Consider the following 17,148-nt stretch of genomic DNA (forward strand, 5'->3'; position numbering starts at 1 on the left):
CCGCCGCCTACTGAGACGCGGACGTCAGCCGGTCGAGCTCCGCCCGCGTCAGCTCCACGTCCGCCACCGCGAGCAGCGCCGGGAGCTGCTCGACGATGCGTGCGGAGGCGATCGGCGCCGTCACCGTGGGCTGCGCGGCGAGCCAGGCGAGGGCGACCGTGGCGATCTCGGCGTCGTGCGCCTGCGCGGTCTCGTCGAGGGCGGTCAGGACCTTCTGGCCGCGCTCCGTCTCCAGGTACGCGCCGGCCTTCGCGGCGCGGGCGCTGTCCACCTGCTGTCCCGGCCGGTACTTGCCGGTCAGGAAGCCGGACGCGAGCGCGTAGTACGGCACGGCCCCGAGGCCCGCGCGGGCGGCGACGTCCTGCAGCTCGCCCTCGTACGTGTCGCGGGAGACGAGGTTGTAGTGCGGCTGGAGCGCGACGTAGCGGGCGAGGCCCTCGCGGTCGGAGAAGTCGAGGGATTCCTGGAGGCGCTCGGCGGAGATGTTGGAGGCGGCGATGTGCCGCACCTTGCCCGCCTTCACCAGCTCGTCGAGGGCGCCGATGATCTCCTCGACCGGCACCTCGGGCTTGTCGTAGTGCGTGTAGTAGAGGTCGATGTGGTCGGTGCCCAGGCGCTTCAGGGAGGCGTCGGCCGCGGCCTTGATGTTGGCGGCGGACAGGCCCTGGAACTCGGGGTGCTGGCTGCCCTTGGTGGCGATGACGACGTCGTCGCGGCGGCCGCGCGAGGCCAGCCACTTGCCGATGACGGTCTCCGACTCACCGCCCCGGTTGCCGTCCACCCACGCCGAGTACACATCGGCGGTGTCGATGAAGTTGCCGCCCGCGGCGACGTACGCGTCGAGCACCTCGAAGGACGTGGCTTCGTCGGCGGTCCAGCCGAACACGTTGCCCCCGAGGGACAGCGGGAAGACCTCGAGGTCGGAGGTGCCGAGCTTGCGCAGAGAGCGAGAGGAAGTCATGCCCCTACCCAACACCCGTACGGAATACGGTATTCCGGGATCGCACCGGAAACCGCCCCAAGAATGGGCAAACCGGCAGCCCTGACGTCGGGGGGTGTGCGCCAGGACCGCCGGGGTTCAGTCGCTCAGGGGGTGAGGCCCTTGCCGCGCAGCCAGGTCGCCGGGTCGACCCCGGTGGACTGCCCGTCGGGGTGGACCTCCAGGTGGAGGTGCGGCCCGGTGACATTGCCCGTGGCGCCCACGCGGCCGATGACATCGCCCGTCGAGACCTTCTGGCCCGCGCTGACGTTGAGCGAGGACTGGTGGCAGAACCACAGCTCGGTGCCGTCGTCGAGGGTGAGGATCGTGCGGTAGCCGTACGCGCCCGCCCAGCCGGCCTCCGTGATCGTGCCGCCGTGGACGGCGCGGATCGGCGTACCGGTGGAGGCCGCGAAGTCGAGGCCCGTGTGGTAGCCGGAGGACCACATGGAGCCGGGCTGACCGAAGGTGCCGGAGAGCGTGTACGAGGCGACCGGGAGCTTGAAGCTCTTGGCGAGCTTGGCGAGGCGCTCTTCCTCGGCCTTGCGGCGGGCCTCCGCCTCGGCCTTCTTCTTGTCGGCGAGTTCCTTGGCCCTGGCCGCGTCCTGCTTGGCGGCGGCCTCGGCTGCCGCCTGCTTGGCGGCGGCCTCCTCGGCGGCCTGCTTCGCGGTGGCGTCGGCCGCGTCCTGCTGCGTCTCGGCCTGCTGCATGATGCGGGCCCGCAGCGCCTCGCCGGCGCCGGTCTGCCCGTCGGCGGCCTCGGCCTGGGTGATACCGGCGCCGCTCAGCGGGGAGGCCGTGGCGCCGGAGTCGGAATCGGAGTCCGAGCCGTCGGATATCAGCGAGCCCACGCCCGGCAGCGACTTGGCCTCGGGCAGCGAGTCCTTGACCGCCGACAGGTCGGGCATGGAGATGTGGACCGGCGGCTTGCCGCCCTGTGCGGTGGCGATGCCGCCCGCACCGACGGCGGCGACCACGCCGACGCCGAGAACAGTGGAGCTGCGAGCGAATCCACCACGGCGGCGGGCTACGCGATGCCTGCCGCGGACGGGAGCGACGGACTCCTCGGTGGGGTTCCACTCCTCCCAGGTCTCCTGCTCGACGCCGAAGTCGTCTTCGGGGCCGTAGAAGAAGTCGGGGGCAGGCCGGTTCGACGCCACGGGGGCGCTCTCCTTTCCTTCCTTCTCGCCTACCGGGTTAGCTGACGGGTTCGGAGCAGGAAGGTCTCCTACGGACGCCTCCTTGGACAGGAACAGCGTCCGATTCACCCCAAGTTGGTGGTTCCCCGGTTCCCTTGCGGGATTGAGCGTGTGCGCACGGAGCCGTCTCTTGTGACGGCTGGGACGACCGCGCTGCGTTATCGAACGTTAATAGACAGCAGACAGTAATTCCAAGCGCTTCCCACTGATCGTTCACGACTCTGGCCAGGACTTATCGGGACAGGAGTGGGCGGAATCGGGCGAGTTGATCGCACTCCGCAAACGTCCATGCAACTGATGGTGCGTCAATTGTTATGCGGAGCGACGCCGTTCGACTACCTCTGGTAATAACGATCAAGGAACTCAGCCGCGTCGCACGGCGAGCAGCGCCATGTCGTCCTTCGTCCCGTCACCGGTGTGCGCGCGCACCTCCGCGGCGAGGGACGCGAGGAGTTCCTCGGGCCCCGGGAAGACGCGTCCGGAGAGCCGGGCCGCCGGATCGTAGAAGCGGCCGCTCGGGTCGCGCGCCTCGGAGAGCCCGTCGGTGTAGAGCAACAGCGTGGCCGCGGACGGGAACGCCGCCTCGACGGCCCGGTCGGGCCAGCTGCCGAGTTCGCTCATGCCGAGCGGCAGCGCCGCCTGGCACGGATCGAGTGCGCGTACGGTGCCGTCGCCGAGCAGTAACAGGGGGCTGGGGTGGCCCCGGTTGAGGACGCGGACGAGCTCGACGCCGTGCGGGATCTCGGCGAGCACCGCGGTGGTGAAGCCCTCGAAGTCGTCGATGCCGCTGCGCCGGGTGCCCTCGCGTGCCAGGGCCCGCTCAAGACGCTGGGCGACCGCTTCCAGGGAACCCTCCTGCTCGGCGGCCTCCCGGAACGCGCCGATGACGACGGCGACCGCGGCGACCGCGCCCATCCCCTTGCCGCGCACGTCGCCGACGATGATCCGGATACCGTGCGGGGTGTCCTGGACCGCGTACAGATCGCCGCCGATGAACGCGTCGGCCTGCGCCGCCTCGTAGCGCGCCGCGATGACGAAACCGCCGAGCCGCCGGGCCGGTTCGGGCAGCACCGCCAGCTGCGCGGCCTGCGCGATCTCACGGGCGGAGGCCAGCTGCTCGTAACTTCGGTAGACGATCCGGTTGAGCAGACAGGCCAGCAGGCAGACGGTGGCCACGGTGGCGATCTCGGTGACGAACACCGAGTCGAGGTGCCCCGTGAAACGCAGGTGCACGGCGACGATCGCGCCGATCGACACGACGCCGACCAGCATCGTCGCGCGGAGCGAGAAGAACGGGGCGGCCACCAGCGGCGCCGCGCTGAACAAGGGGGCGCCGGGGAAACCGCTGGGAGTGACGTACTCGTAGATCGCGCCGCCGATGACGAGCAGCAGGGGCAGCAGCCGCAGGAAGAGCCGCACGCTCACGTTCTCTGAGCCGTGCCGCCTCCGTCTCCCGCCGGTACCTCCTGTTCGCTGCCCCACCACTTGTCTCCTGCCGTTCCCTGCCAGCTTCCGGCGTCTCACCAAGAGTTCCTGCACGGGGACGCGGGGGCGAGCAGGAGTGGGCCGTACGGGTGGGGAAAGTGACGTGCGCAACACCGGCGGCACAGGGGCGACACGGGGCGCCGCGACGGCATCGCGGCACAAAAAAACCGAGGCCGGAATCTCGATGAGATTCCGGCCTCGGTCTTCAGTAGCGGGGACAGGATTTGAACCTGCGACCTCTGGGTTATGAGCCCAGCGAGCTACCGAGCTGCTCCACCCCGCGCCGTTGTGTTCACAACTCTACGCCATCAGGGGGAGTGAACGCGAATCGCTTCGCGTGACGGCTCACGCGGCGGCGTGTGTGAGCGTCTCCCACGCCACGAACAGGTCGTCCGTTCCCTCGGGTCGCTGCTTGCGGGTGAGCTTCTCGGTCTGCGGGAGGTCCATCTTCAGCCGTCCCTTCAGGTGCTGAAGGCCCACCTCCGTGTCGGGGCCCATGTCCCGCTGCACCTTCCCGCCGCACAGCCAGGACGGGGCCTTGGTGCCCAGCTGGTACTTGGAGTGCAGTTCGAGCGCGGCGGCGAGCCGGTCCTTCACCTCCCCGTACAGGTCGACGCCCTGGTGCCAGGCGGTCTCCGCCATGTGGGAGGTGGCGGCGAGGGAGTAGCTGGCGTGCTTGAAGTTGCGGCAGGTCTCCTGGGCGAGCCCGTCCTTGAAGGTCTTCTGCCCGAACCAGTACGTCTGAAGTTCCTTCGGAGTGTTGATGTCGCTGCCCTTCGGTTTCACCGGGAGCGGCCCGTCGGAGGACAGATAGAAGTACGCGGGGACGCGGTTGCGGAAGTGCCCGACGGCCTGGTCGAAGGCGCGCTGGTCGTTCAGGTAGACGCCCATGCTCATCGTCGCGTCGGCCATCACCAGGTCCCAGTTGCCGTTGAAGTCGGCGGAGCCGCCCCGCACTTCGGGCAGATAGGCCTCGCGCAGCATTCGCTGGAACTTCAGCTCCTGCCCGTCCGGCCAGTCCTTGTACGTGTACTGCATCAGCTCGCCGGCCTTCGCCCAGGAGGCGCCGGCCCAGGCGGCCTGAAGCCCCGCGTTGTCCGCGGTGTGCCCGGTGACCTTGTCCGACCAGGCGTCCATGATCTCGACGGCCTTGGCGGCGTGCGCCCTGTCGCGGGTGATGTTCCACAGCAGGGCCTGCGTATAGGCGGCGATGGCGTCCTCGCGCTCCTCGACGCAGCCCTGTCCCGCCTCGGCGTCGAAGGGGCACTCCACGGTCGCGTACGGCTTGGCCTTGTAGTCGAGGTCGGCGTACTTGCTGTCGCTCATCTCCTTGTACGCGGAGATCCACGGCTCCTGTTTACGGGCCACGTGGTCGCGGACCGCGGCCAGTTGGCCCTTGCCGACCAGGACGCCCGGGTGCGCGAAGGGGCCGCCGGAGGGCCGGTGTTCGGGGTGCGCGCCCACGTCGGAGTCGGTCCGTGTGGTCCCGCCGCACGCCGTCGCGGCCACCACAAGGAAGGGGACGAGGCTCCCCAGAAGAACGCGTCGCGTCCGTGCGCCCGCTGCCATGAACACCTCCGGTCGGATCATTGGCAGCCTGACGCGTGCGGGCGATGTCCGCAGGATCTGTTGCGCCGGTCGGGAAGGGGGCGCGTGCGGCCTCCCTCGCTCGGGCCACGTGTCGCCTTCCTCGCTCCTCTTGCACTCCTCTTGTGCCCTTCTTGCACCCTTCTTGGGGTCTTCGAACTTCTTCTGACTCTTTCGGACTCTTCCGGACTCTTTCGGACTACGGGAGCCGGTGCCGGGCCGCGCCGACTACGGTGCTGCTCCTCCCTGCCGACCTGTTCACCGGGAAGAGGCGATCGCAGTGAATGCTGAGCGGCGCCCAGGTGATCTTCCGATCGAGGTGACGAGCTTCGTCGGCCGGTCCAAGGAGATCGGGGCGGCCACCCAACTCCTGGGCAGGGTCCGCCTGGTGACCTTTCTCGGGCCCGGCGGTGTCGGCAAGACCAGGACGGCGCTGCGCGTCGCCGCCCAGCTGGCAGGAGCACTCGACGACGGCGTCTGCATGGTGCCGCTGTCCTCCCTGAAGGACCCAGACCTGCTGGCGCACTCGGTGTCGGCCGCGCTCGGCCTGCCGGAACAGCCGAACCGCTCGCAGCTCGACGTCCTCGTGGACCACCTGGAGGACCAGGAGCTGCTGCTGGTGCTCGACACCTGCGAGCACATCGTGGACGCCTGCGGGATGCTCGCCGACGTCCTGCTGCGCAGCGCGCCCTCGGTGCGGATCCTGGCGACCAGCCGCGAACCCCTCGACGTACCCGGTGAGCACACGTTCCCCCTCATGCCGCTGGCCGTGCCCTCCGCACAGGACGGGCAGCCCACCACCACCGACGCCATGCGGCTCTTCGCCGACCGCGCCTCGGCCGTGGTGCCCGGGTTCGCGCTGAACGACGGCAACCGCGGGGCCGTCGCCGCCCTGTGCCGGCGGCTCGACGGGATCCCGCTGGCCATCGAGCTGGCGGCGGTGCGGCTGCGCGCCCTGTCCCTCGAACAGATCGTGGACCGCCTCAGCAGCCGGTTCCGCGTGCTCACCGGCGGCAGCAAGGTGGCCCTGCCGCGGCACAAGACCCTGCGGACGGCCATCGACTGGAGCCACGATCTGTGCTCTCCGCAGGAACGGCTGCTGTGGGCCCGGCTCTCGGTCTTCGCGGGCGACTTCGACCTGCCGTCCGTGGAGGACGTCTGCGCCGACGAAGCGCTGCCCGCCGACGAGGTCGTCGAGCAGCTGATCGGGCTCGTCGACAAGTCGGTGGTCCTGCGGGCCGACGACGCGGACGGCGTCCGCTACCGGCTGCTCGACACCCTGCGCGAGTACGGGGCGGAGCAGTTGGCCGAGTGCGCCGACGGGCACGCCGTGCAGGTGCGCCACCGCGACCACTACCTGGAGCTGGCCCGGTGGTTCGAGGCCGAATGGTCCGGCGACGAACAGATGCCGCGCTTCCACCGGCTGCTGCGCGAGCGCGCGAACCTGCGGGTGGCGCTGGAGTTCTCCTACTCCTCGCCGCGGGAGGCCCACACCGGCCTGACGCTCGCCACGACGCTGTGGGCGTACTGGTTCTGCGCCTCACGCCTGTCGGAGGGCCGGTACTGGCTGCACAAGGGGCTCGAACTCGTACCCGAACCGGTCGCCGAGCGCTCCATGGCCCTGCGGTACGCCGGCTGGTACGCCGCCATCCAGGGCGACCACTCCCCGGAGCTGCCGCGGATGCTGGAGGAGGCCTGCGACATCGCCGTACAGCTCGGGGACGAGCGGCTGCACGCGCACGCGCGGGCCATCCTGGGCTGCGTCCACATGGCGATGGGCCGGCCCGAGGCGGCGGTGGAGCTGTACGAGGCCGCGCACGTCACGCTGCGCGAACTCGACGACCAGGTCGGCATCCTCATGTACGGGTACCACCTGGGCTTCCTGCACATGCTGCTGGGCGACCTGCAAGCCGCCTGCGACAACTACGACGTCACGCTGTCCATGGCCGGCCCGGAGGAGCGCTGGAACCGGGGCTGGGCCGCCTGCCACAAGGCGGTCGCCCTGTGGCTGATGGGCGACCACGAGGAGTGCGCGCGGCTCGCCCGCGTCGGTGCCCGCTGCAAGTACGACCTGGAGGACTACCTCTGCATCGCGCACTGCCTGGAACCGCTGGCCTGGATCGCCGCCGAGGAGCCGGAGCACTGCGTGCGGGCGGCCTGGCTGCTGGGCGCCGTCGCCGGCCTCTACCGCAGGTGCGGTGCCGTGCCGATGTTCGGCGTGAGCATGCTCCAGGAATTCCAGTACGCGGCCGAGCGGAAGGCCAGGCAGGTCCTCGGCGAGACCGCGTACGACGCGGCGTTCCGCGGCGGCGCCACCGCGCCGCTGGACCAGGTGATCGCCCGCGCCACCGGCGACGAGCCGCCCGTCGCCATCCCCGAGCCCGACGAGCAGGTCACACCGCTGGGCGTGCTGACCCGCCGGGAGCGGGAGGTCGCCACGCTGGTCGCCGAGGGCCTGTCGAACCGGCAGATCGCGCAGCGCCTCGTCATCTCCAAGCGCACCGCCGACGCGCACGTCGAACACATCCTGACCAAGCTCGGCTTCTCCTCCCGGGCCCAGATCGCCAGCCTGGTGGGCGAGACCACCCGCGAGGCCACCAACCCCTGAGCGTTGCGCAACACGCTTTGGCAGGACCCGAGTTGAGCGCCGGCCCGCCTACCGCAGGGGCCCCCGCGTCCACACCTCCCGGCCCGATTCCTCCGCGCCAGGACCCGAGGCGGGCAGCGCCTTCCAGCCCCACGCCCGGAGCAGCTGCCCGACCCCGGCCGCACGCCTGTCCGCGTCCACACCGGCCACCACGAGGTCCTGGGTGTGACGGGAGAACAGCAGGTCCCCGAGGCGGGTCGCGACGCCGCGGTGGCGGTGCGCGGGCAGCACCATCAGCTGGGTGAGCACGAACACCCGCCCGGACGCGGTGAGTTCCTCCGTCTGCCGTGTCACCTCGACGGGGAAGTCGGCCCACCACGCCCCGTCGCGCTCCATGCGGTACCCGTAGGCGCAGCCGACGACGCCGGGCGAGTCGGCGACGACCATGTCGAACCCGTCGTGCCGCACATGCTGCTCGAAGCGGCGCAGGAAACTCGTCCGGTCCCGGTACTCGGACCCGGCCGCGGCGCGGTACGCCGCGACGTACACATCGGCAACCTCCTCCCGCTGCTGTTCGGCCTGCCAGCGGCTGAGCCTGCGCAGATACACCTCGTCCATCCGGACTCCCCTCCCGGTCCCTTCGCCGCGGGCCCGCTCAGTGGGCCTGCTCGTGCGCGGTTCGGTCGTGGCGGCGGCGCGCCCCGAGGGCGGTCCCTCCCGCCTGCTGTGCGTTGATGAGATCGGTGGCGGTCAGCGGCGGGCCGCCCGGGGCGCAGGCGGCGGCCATGAGCCGCTCGGCGCTCGCGTCGTCCGTCTCGGGCGGGATCACCAACAGGTCGAAGCGGCCGGTCCCGTAGGACAGCAACAGCAGCTTGTGCGGGTCGAGTTCGGGGGTGAACCAGCCGACCTTCAGGACGCGCCTTTGGAGGGTCACCTTCCGCGGGACGACGGGCCACAGCATCGGGTTGACGGCGACGCGCGTGATCCGGCCCCACAACGGATCGAGTACGTCCACCAGGCCGGGGAGTTCGGCGGCCAGGTCGCGTGAACGGGGCCACCAGGCGCCGTCGAGCAGGCCGCGGCCGGCAGGGGACTTGAGCGCCACACGTGCGGCGGAGGGCGGAGGTGATGGGGCGGTGCGGACGGACGTGGTGGTCGCGGTCATGATGCGGACCCGTCTTCGGAGCGGCACGGCGGCCGTCCCCGATGCCAATGGCTCACCGAGGACGAGACCTGCGTGGATGCCGGAGTACGAAATGCCCTGGGTACCCCCAACGCTACTCCTACGGCCGGGGCCGAAGACGATTCCGGGCCACCCTTCATCGACCTCGCCGAAGGTTCCTCAACCGGAGGAGCAGCCCTCGCTCGCCATCAGCGCGCTCCCGGTGAGGCGGAGGGCGGGGTCGGCCGCCGCGATCATCAGCCGGGCGGCCTCTTCGGGCGTACTGCGCGGTGGGACGACGAGCAGGTCCCAGCGGCCGACACCTTGCGAGAAGAGCCGGATCGTGTGCGGGTCGATGCCGGACACGCACCAGGTGGCCGTGACCGTGTGCCCCGTCACCGGCAGGATGCGCGGCTCCTTCGGCCAGCTGCCCCGGCTGGACGCGATCCGGGTCACGAGCCCGCGTGAGGCGTCGAACACATCGGTGAGCGCGGCCAGTTCGGCGGCCAGATCGTCGCTGCGGGGCCACCAGGCTCCGCACACGGGACCCGGCGGGAAGGTCGGCGGGCGCAGGGCGAGACGGGCGGGCGGGTACGCGTCGAGTCCACCGTGGGTGGCCGAACTGCGGTGAGCGGTGGGTGCGTTCATGACGCACACCCTTCTGCGGGCCGGCATGACGGCAGAGCCCGGTGTCGTGGTGCACCGGAAGCGACGCCGAACGGAGTCGGCATACGAGGAGCACCCGGTGGCCCCAGCGTACGTCCGGCCCGTTTCCCGTAGGGCAGGAGTACGGTGAAGGAGACGAGGACATCCGTACGCCGGTGCCCGATCACCCCGGAACACCCGCTCCCTTCCTCGCCGTCCACTCAGGGGCAGCCCCCGACGCCGCGTGTCCGGCGGGGAGACGACATGCACCGGCAGACCCCGGACCACCCATGACCCTCGCACCGCACCGGTCGCCCGCAACTCCTCGATCCAGAAGGAAAGCAGCCGCATGTCGAGCCTGATGACGGGTAGGTTCCTCTTCTACGTACCCCGCGACCCCGGGTGCGGTCATGAAAACGGCCGGACCCGCGATGTCGACACCCGCGGCTCCGGCGCCGCGTCCCTCCGGACAGCCATCACCGGGGCACTCCCGCGTTCAGGAGTCGCAGGGGACGAGGCAGGCGAGGAGACGCCGAAGGGGGAGGGCGTTCTCTCGCCGGATCGGCCCCTGGCGATGTTCTTCGGATTCCCGCCGGGGGCCGTTCCGCGGCCGGTCCCGTACGGAAGGTGCGGGTCCGCCTCATGAGCGGGCGTACGGTGCGGCCCGCCGCCGACCGGGCACCGTCGCGGCACAAGGAGCAGGGCCCCTCGCCCCTGGAGGCCGAGCGGATCCTCCCGCTGGCCCGCGGCCAGGTCGACGACCGGCTCCGGGAACTCGGCGCGCTGTACGCGGCCAACTGCGGTGCGGAGGCCGGGCAGTGGGACCGGGTGACACACGCCTTCGTGCGCCGCCTGATGAGCGACATCCGGCGCCCCGGCTTCGGCCTGCTGATCGCGGAGAACTCCAGGATGACTGCGTACGCCTACGGATTCCCGCTGCACCGCGGGCTCTTCGAGATCCGCGAGATCGTGGTGCCACGCCGGGCGCGGGTGCGGTCGCCGCACCAGGACTGGAACCTGGCCCGGCGTCTGCAGCGCCGGCTCCTCGCCGACCACGGTCACTCCACGGGCATCACCCTGGTCGACAGGTCCGACGTATGGACCCATGCGGCACTGCGGTCCTGGGGCTGGCGGGACGCCCCGGACAGCGCGTACGGGGCCCCGGTGCGGCCCCACCGCACGGTCCTGCTCCTCGATCCCTGAGCGACAACCCTGCCCTCACGACGTGGCGTTGGTGGTGTCCGGGGCCGGGATCACCCCGGTGTCGAACGTGCCGTCGACGACCCGCCTGGCCAGCTCCGTGAGCCGCAGATGGTGGGAGCGGGCGTAGGACCGGAACGCGGCGAACGCCTCGTCGACCGAGGTGTCCCAGCGCTCGGCGAGCACACCCTTGACCTGCTCCACCAGGATGCGGCTGGTCAGCGCGGTGTTCAGCTGCGTGTTCTCGACGTGGGACTGCTCCAGCGTGCGCTGCTGCAGGATCGTGATCGTGGCGACGTCCGCCAGCGCCTGCGCGAGGGCGATCTCGTCGCCTCCCAAGCGGCGCTCGGTCCGCTGGAAGAGGTTCAGCGCGCCGACCACCCGGTCGCGCAGCCGCAGTGGGATCGCGTGCGTCGCCCGGAAGCCGATCTCGTGCGCCCGCGGCGTGAAGTGCGGCCAGTCCGCGGCCGACTCCGGGCGCCTCAGGTCGATGTTCGTCCGGGCCGCGCCGCTGCGGAAGCACTCCACGCACGGCCCCTGGTCGTACTGCCGGGCGAACAGCTCAAGGAGCCGGGTGTGCTCGTCCGACGCGGCGATGACCTGGAGTTCTCCCTGTGGGTCTGCGAGCAGAATGCCCGCGGCCGAGACGTCGAGGAGTTCCACGCAGCGCGCGGAGAGCCGCTGCAAGAGGTCGAGTACGTCGAAGTCGTCGATGAGCGAGTCCGCGATCTCGACGAACACTTCGGCGAGCCGCTGTTCCCGGGCCATGCTGATCATCCCTCTCCACTTTCGGGCAAATGAGGCCCGTTGCCATCGTCTTGGGTTCCGTCGTCGAAGCGCAGCCGCCGGGCCACGATGTCCTCCGCGACGTCGCCGAGGGAACGCTCGCTGCCGTACGCCGAGGCGCGCAGCCGCACCAGGGCGTCGCCCATCGAGGTGCCCAGCTGCACGCTGAGCATGCCCGTGGCCTGGTGCACCACGGCCCGCTGCAACCCTTCTGGCGGCCACAGCCGGTCGCCGAGCAGCGCCGCGGTCAGGGCTGCGGTCAGCGTGTTCGTGTCCCTGAGCTGTCTCTCGCTGAGAGCACTCCCGTCGCACAACAGGGTCAGCAGGCCGAGCCGGGCGCCGCCCAGAGCCAATGGGAAGCAGCACACGCCGTGCACCCCGAGTTGCCGCGCGGCGGGCAGCAGCACGGGCCAGCGTTCGGGCCGCACCCGCTGAAGATCCGGTTCGAGCACCGGGACCCCGGCACGCGCGGCATCGGGCCCAGGACCCTCGCCGAGGGTGAACTGCAACTCCTCGAACCGCAGGCTCAGTTCGGGGAACCACCACAACGGCTCGGGCCCCCGCGCGCTGTCCGCCTCCGCCGGGGACCGGGCGAACACGGACACGGCAACGCCCTCGACCCCCAGGGCCCGCGCGCCGGCCGCCGCGGGGTCCCTGTCGCTCCCCGGGCGCAGGCACCGCAGCACCTCGTCCATGCCGTTGCCCGTCACCGCGCTCCGTTGTGCCGGGTCCGGTGCCCTCCCGCCCCGTGCCGGGCGTCCTGAACGCTCGCGTACCCCGGGAACCGGTCGGCGAGGCCACCGGCCCGGAAGACCAGGGAGGTCGCCGACCTGGTGTAGACGACCCGGGTCCAGCCGTGCCGCGCCCGGCTTTCGGCCCACGCCTCGCACAGCGGCTCAAGGATGCTGCCGTCCGCGAAGGTCACCGCGCTCAGGTCCACGATGAGACGGAGCCGGCCGGACCCGGTACGGACCTGGTGCAGTGCGCGCTCCAAGCGGGGCACGGTGGTCACGTCCAGCTCACCGTGTGCGCGCACCACACGGCAGTCGTCGAACTGGACGGGGAACGCCGACCGGTCGGTCGATTCGGACAGATCGGAATGAGGGCTCATCCGCCCCATCTCCTCTGGCAAGGATGGTGCTTCACGTGCGCAGAGCCTCTGTTGCGCGGAACGAACTGCACGGAGAGGGCCGGGTCCGGGGCGGCCGTCCTTCGAGCGTACTCGTGCATGCGGGGGTCGATCGGGCCCACATGCCCGATGTTCAGATACCTGAACCCCCGGCTCCGGATGCCCACTCCGCAAACGCGGCGGCGCCCGAGCCGACCGAAGCCGACCCGGGCGCCGCCCGGCAGGTCGGAGGGGCCGACCCCTCCCCCGCACTCGTAGACCCTGTGGGACTCGAACCCACAACCAATGGATTAAAAGTCCACTGCTCTGCCAATTGAGCTAAGGGTCCACACGCCGACCTGAGCCGACGCACCCCTGAGCATAGCCCGACGAGGCCGGGAGGCCGATCGGGTATCGGCTTACCGGTCCTCGCGCGCCGGACGGAGCGTCAGCGCAGGAACCAGTGCCGGGCCGACACCGCCCACCAGGTGCCCGCGAAACCGAGGACCACGAGGACCGCGATCGGGGCGTAGTTGAAGGTCTCCCAGGTGACCGGGGAGACCTGCGGCAGCATGAAGAGGATCGTGATGACGACGACCCAGGCAACCGCCACCACCCCGATCGGCTTCGACCAGCGGCCCAGGTGCCACGGACCCCGCTCGAACGCGTCGCCCTTGCGCAGCCGCAGCAGCGTCGGGATGACGTACGCGATGTAGAGGCCGATGACGGCGATCGAGGTCACGGCCGCGTACGCGGTGACGTTGATCAGGTAGGGCAGGCCGAGGACCAGGGCGCCGGCCGCCGCGAGCCAGACCGCCGCGACGGGGGTGCGGGTGCGCGGGCTGACCGTGTGCCATACGCGGGAGAACGGCAGGGCGCCGTCGCGCGAGAAGGCGTAGATCATGCGGCTGTTGGCGGTCACGGACGCCATCCCGCAGAACAGCTGGGCGCCGATCACCACCAGGAGCAGCAGCTTCCCGGCCGTCGCGCCGAGGGCGTCCAGAAGGATCTGGGCGGGCGGCGCGCCCGTGGGCGAGTTCAGCGCGCCCTCGTACGACTGGATCGCGAAAGTGAAGCCGAGCAGGAGGACGAAGCCGGCGATCCACGACGTCCAGATCGAGCGGACGATGCCCTTGGGGCCCGCCGTGGACGCGTCGTGCGTCTCCTCCGTCATATGGGCCGACGCGTCGTAGCCGGTGAAGGTGTACTGCGCCATCAGCAGACCGATGAGGACGACGTACGCGCTGCTGCCCCAGCCGGTGTTGTTCACGAACTCGCCGAAGACGAAGGACGCCGACTGGTGGCTGTCCGGCGCGAAGGCCAGCGCGCCGACGATCAGCGCGACGCCCAGCACGTGCCACCACACGCTGACGCTGTTGAGGAAGGCGACGATGCGTACGCCGAAGGTGTTGAGGAGCCCGTGCAGCAGCAGGATCCCGGCGAAGAGAAGGATCGTGCGGCCCGCTGTCACCTCGAAGTCGAACTGCAGGTTCAGGTACGCGCCCAGGAAGGACGCCGCGCCGAAGTCGATGCCGGCGGTCACCGCCACCTGACCGAGCACGTTGAACCAGCCGGTGAACCAGGCCCACGCCGCCGCGCTGCGCTCCGGAGCGAGCCGGTGCGCCCAGAAGTACAACCCCGCCGACGTCGGATACGCCGAGCAGATCTCGGCCATCGCCAGGCCCACGAAGAGGGTCATCAGGCCGACGGCGACCCAGCCCCAGGTGATGAGCACGGGGCCGCCCGTGTTCATGCCGAACAGATACAGCGTCAGACAGCCCGAGAGGACCGAGATGATCGTGAAGGAGACGGCGTAGTTCGAGAAGCCCGACATGCGGCGGGCGAGGACCTGCGTGTAGCCGAGCTGGGCGAGGCGCTCCTCGTCGGAGCCCGCGGCCACGGCCGGCTGCTGTCCGTCAGTGGCTCTGCTGGCATCACTTGTCATGCCCCCAGCGATTCCCTCGCCGGGGGCACCGCATGCGGCCGATCAAGGCCCAACTCCCGTACGCGCGCCGGTTACCCGGTGACGAGAAAGGCCGCGGCCCCACCCCCCGTGAGGGGGTGGGGCCGCGGCCTTGTCACGTCAGGAACGGTCAGCCGTTGCGCTTCCAGCGCGGCTTGTCGTCGCGGCGGCCGAAGGACGAACCCGAGCCGGAGCCGGCGCCACGGTGGTCGTCACGACGGCCGTAGGGGCGGTGGCCGCCGGAGGGGCGGTCGCCCTGACGGTCGCGGTTGAACGGACGGTCGCTGCCCCGGTGGCCCGAGGGACGGTCGTCGCGGCGGAAGCCACCACGGTCGTTGTCACGGCGCTCGAAGGGACGGCCGCCACGGTCGTCGCGGTTGAAGCCGCCACGGTCGTTGTCCCGGCGGAAGCCGCCACGGTCGCCGCCGCGGTCGCCGCCGCGGTCGTCACGACGCTCGAAGGAACGGCCGCCACGGTCGTTGTCCCGGCGGTCGTCGCGGCGGAAGCCGCCCTTGTCGCCACGGTCGTCGCGACGGAAGCCGCCACGGTCGCCGCCGCGGTCGTCACGACGCTCGAAAGAACGGCCACCACGGTCGTTGCGGTTGAAGCCGCCACGGTCGTTGTCCCGGCGGAAGCCGCCCTTGTCACCGTCACGACGGTCGTCGCGGCGGAAGCCGCCACGGTCACCGCCGCGGTCGTTGTCGCGACGGAAGCCACCCTTGTCGCCGCCACGGTTGTCACGGCGCTCGAAGTTGCCCCGCTCGTCGCGGCGCTGACGCGGCTGGTCGGAGAACGAACGCTCCTCGCGCTGCGCCGCCTCGGCGGCAGCCGCGGCCTGGGCGACCTGCTCGGCGGCGGCCTCCTGCGCGGCGGCGACGGCCGCGGCCACGCCCTCCTCGTCCTCGCCGCGGTCACGGGCGGCGCGGGCGGTGAGGCGGTCGGCCTGCTCGCGCAGCTCGGCGGCGCGACGGGTGGCGCGCTCCAGCTGCTTGGTGAGGTCGGTGACCTCGCGCTCGGCCTGCTGCGCGGCGTTGCCCGCGGACTCGGCCTCGACCTCGGTCATGGAGCGGGCGCCGGTGATCTCGGCGACCTCCGGGTCGAAGGCGGCGCCGCCCTGGATGATGTGGCGGCCGGCGTCGACGCCCGCGTCCTCCATGAGGCGGAAGATCTGGCGGCGCTGGTGCGGCAGCGACAGGGAGACGACCGTGCCGGTGCGGCCGGCACGCGCCGTGCGGCCCGCGCGGTGCAGGTAGTCCTTGTGGTCGCCGGCCGGGTCCACGTTCAGGACCAGGTCGATGTCGTCGACGTGGATGCCTCGGGCGGCGACGTCGGTGGCGACGAGCGCGTTGACGTAGCCCTTCTTGAAGTCCTCCAGGACCCGGGTGCGCGCGCCCTGCGTCATGCCGCCGTGCAGCGCGTCGGCCTCGACACCGGCGTCGCGGAGCTGCTCGGCGATGCGGTCGGCGCCCAGCTGGGTGCGGACGAAGATGATCGTGCGGCCCTTGCGGGAGGCGATGGCCGCGGTGACCGGCGCCTTGTCCTTGGGCTTCACGACGAGGATGTGGTGCGACATCGTCGTGACGTTGCCCTGGGCGCTGTCGACCTCGTGGCTGACCGGGTCGTTCAGGTAGCGGGAGACGAGGGTCTTGATCTCGTTCTCCATCGTGGCGGAGAACAGCATCCGCTGGCCGCCGGCCGGGACCTGGTCGAGCAGCTCGGTGACCTCGGGCAGGAAGCCCAGGTCGGACATCTGGTCGGCCTCGTCGAGGACGGCGACCTCGATGTTCTCCAGGGAGCAGGCGCCACGGTTGATGATGTCGCGCAGTCGGCCCGGGGTGGCGACGAGGATGTCGACGCCGCGCTCCAGGGCGTAGATCTGGTTGCCCATCGACGTACCGCCGCAGACGACCTTCATCTTGAGGCCGACCTGGTCGCCGTACGGCTGCAGGGCGTCCGCGACCTGCATGGCGAGCTCACGGGTCGGGGTGAGGATGACGGCGCGCGGCTTGTGCTTCTCGCTGCGGGCGCCGGCCAGGCGGGCCATCGTCGGCAGACCGAACGAGAGGGTCTTGCCGGAGCCGGTGCGGCCACGGCCGAGGATGTCCTTGCCGGCCAGGGCGTCCGGGATGGTCGCGGCCTGGATCGGGAACGGGGTGGTCACACCGTTCTGCGCGAGCTTGCGGACGACGGGCTCGGGGAGACCGAGGTCGGCGAACGTCAGGGTGGGCTCGTCGTTCTCGATGATGTCGACGGCGTCGGTGTCGATCGTGTCGGTGTCGATGTCGGTCTCGACGGCCTGGTCGACGGTGTTCTCAGTGGAAATGGACATGCGAAATGCGAAACCTTCCGGAGTCTCGGCACGCGCCCGCAACTCCGTGTATTCGCAATTCAGCAAATCGACCGCCTCAATGCGGTCCAGCCACGGCAAGGGAGAGTACGCGCCACGC

At 70.9% G+C, this 17,148-nt stretch carries 14 protein-coding genes, 2 tRNA genes and 1 riboswitch; of the genes, 2 read left to right on the forward strand and 14 right to left on the reverse strand.

All coding sequences use genetic code 11. The features are described from left to right. Positions 1-7 precede the first annotated feature (7 nt). The 5 genes from ACOKM3_RS20900 to ACOKM3_RS20920 form a co-directional block, all read right to left on the reverse strand. A complete protein-coding gene (locus tag ACOKM3_RS20900) occupies positions 8-961 on the reverse strand; it encodes an aldo/keto reductase (protein ID WP_426902547.1) in 954 nt (317 codons plus the stop codon). 125 nt (positions 962-1,086) lie between these two features. Next, positions 1,087-2,139, reverse strand: coding sequence for a M23 family metallopeptidase (locus tag ACOKM3_RS20905; protein WP_426902549.1), 1,053 nt, complete (start codon positions 2,137-2,139; stop codon positions 1,087-1,089). An 11-nt stretch (positions 2,140-2,150) separates the two neighbouring features. Then, positions 2,151-2,298: riboswitch (cyclic di-AMP (ydaO/yuaA leader) on the reverse strand. Between the two features lie 243 nt (positions 2,299-2,541). Continuing rightward, positions 2,542-3,597, reverse strand: a complete 1,056-nt coding sequence (locus ACOKM3_RS20910) for a PP2C family protein-serine/threonine phosphatase (protein WP_426902551.1) — start codon at positions 3,595-3,597, stop codon at positions 2,542-2,544. A gap of 275 nt (positions 3,598-3,872) precedes the next feature. Continuing rightward, positions 3,873-3,946: transfer RNA gene (locus tag ACOKM3_RS20915), tRNA-Met, on the reverse strand. Positions 3,947-4,008: 62 nt separating this feature from the next. Next, positions 4,009-5,232, reverse strand: coding sequence for an alginate lyase family protein (locus ACOKM3_RS20920; RefSeq protein WP_426902553.1), 1,224 nt, complete (start codon positions 5,230-5,232; stop codon positions 4,009-4,011). A gap of 337 nt (positions 5,233-5,569) precedes the next feature. On the opposite strand from ACOKM3_RS20920, the gene ACOKM3_RS20925 reads away from it, so the two are divergent. After that, the gene (locus ACOKM3_RS20925) at positions 5,570-7,858 is read left to right on the forward strand and encodes an ATP-binding protein (RefSeq protein ID WP_426902555.1); all 2,289 of its coding nucleotides are present in this window, start codon (positions 5,570-5,572) and stop codon (positions 7,856-7,858) included. A 48-nt stretch (positions 7,859-7,906) separates the two neighbouring features. On the opposite strand, the gene ACOKM3_RS20930 is transcribed toward ACOKM3_RS20925, so the two are convergent. The 3 genes from ACOKM3_RS20930 to ACOKM3_RS20940 all read right to left on the reverse strand — a co-directional run bounded on the left by ACOKM3_RS20930 (position 7,907) and on the right by ACOKM3_RS20940 (position 9,647). Continuing rightward, positions 7,907-8,455, reverse strand: a complete 549-nt coding sequence (locus ACOKM3_RS20930) for a GNAT family N-acetyltransferase (protein WP_426902557.1) — start codon at positions 8,453-8,455, stop codon at positions 7,907-7,909. A 37-nt stretch (positions 8,456-8,492) separates the two neighbouring features. Then, on the reverse strand, positions 8,493-9,002 hold the full coding sequence (locus tag ACOKM3_RS20935; protein WP_426902559.1) for a DUF5994 family protein: 510 nt from the start codon (positions 9,000-9,002) through the stop codon (positions 8,493-8,495). Positions 9,003-9,179: 177 nt separating this feature from the next. Then, a complete protein-coding gene (locus ACOKM3_RS20940) occupies positions 9,180-9,647 on the reverse strand; it encodes a DUF5994 family protein (protein ID WP_426902561.1) in 468 nt (155 codons plus the stop codon). Positions 9,648-10,286: 639 nt separating this feature from the next. On the opposite strand from ACOKM3_RS20940, the gene ACOKM3_RS20945 reads away from it, so the two are divergent. After that, on the forward strand, positions 10,287-10,847 hold the full coding sequence (locus ACOKM3_RS20945) for a hypothetical protein (RefSeq protein WP_426902562.1): 561 nt from the start codon (positions 10,287-10,289) through the stop codon (positions 10,845-10,847). 15 nt (positions 10,848-10,862) lie between these two features. Here the strand turns inward: ACOKM3_RS20945 and ACOKM3_RS20950 are convergent, their stop codons facing one another. The 6 genes from ACOKM3_RS20950 to ACOKM3_RS20975 all read right to left on the reverse strand — a co-directional run bounded on the left by ACOKM3_RS20950 (position 10,863) and on the right by ACOKM3_RS20975 (position 17,030). After that, positions 10,863-11,621 (reverse strand): GAF domain-containing protein, encoded by a 759-nt coding sequence (locus ACOKM3_RS20950; protein WP_426902564.1) that lies wholly within the window; start codon positions 11,619-11,621, stop codon positions 10,863-10,865. After that, positions 11,618-12,340, reverse strand: coding sequence for an ANTAR domain-containing protein (locus tag ACOKM3_RS20955; RefSeq protein WP_426902566.1), 723 nt, complete (start codon positions 12,338-12,340; stop codon positions 11,618-11,620). Before ACOKM3_RS20955 ends, ACOKM3_RS20950 begins: the two co-directional genes overlap by 4 nt. Then, on the reverse strand, positions 12,337-12,741 hold the full coding sequence (locus ACOKM3_RS20960; RefSeq protein WP_426902568.1) for an STAS domain-containing protein: 405 nt from the start codon (positions 12,739-12,741) through the stop codon (positions 12,337-12,339). Before ACOKM3_RS20960 ends, ACOKM3_RS20955 begins: the two co-directional genes overlap by 4 nt. A 273-nt stretch (positions 12,742-13,014) precedes the next feature. Continuing rightward, positions 13,015-13,087: transfer RNA gene (locus ACOKM3_RS20965), tRNA-Lys, on the reverse strand. 99 nt (positions 13,088-13,186) lie between these two features. Continuing rightward, positions 13,187-14,683: an amino acid permease gene (locus tag ACOKM3_RS20970; protein ID WP_426902570.1), complete on the reverse strand. Its 1,497-nt coding sequence runs from the start codon at positions 14,681-14,683 to the stop codon at positions 13,187-13,189. Positions 14,684-14,831: 148 nt separating this feature from the next. Next, complete coding sequence (locus tag ACOKM3_RS20975) at positions 14,832-17,030, reverse strand: DEAD/DEAH box helicase (RefSeq protein ID WP_426902572.1); 2,199 nt, start codon at positions 17,028-17,030, stop codon at positions 14,832-14,834. Positions 17,031-17,148: the final 118 nt, after the last annotated feature.

The organism is Streptomyces nidicola (assembly GCF_050106155.1).
Lineage (GTDB): Bacteria > Actinomycetota > Actinomycetes > Streptomycetales > Streptomycetaceae > Streptomyces.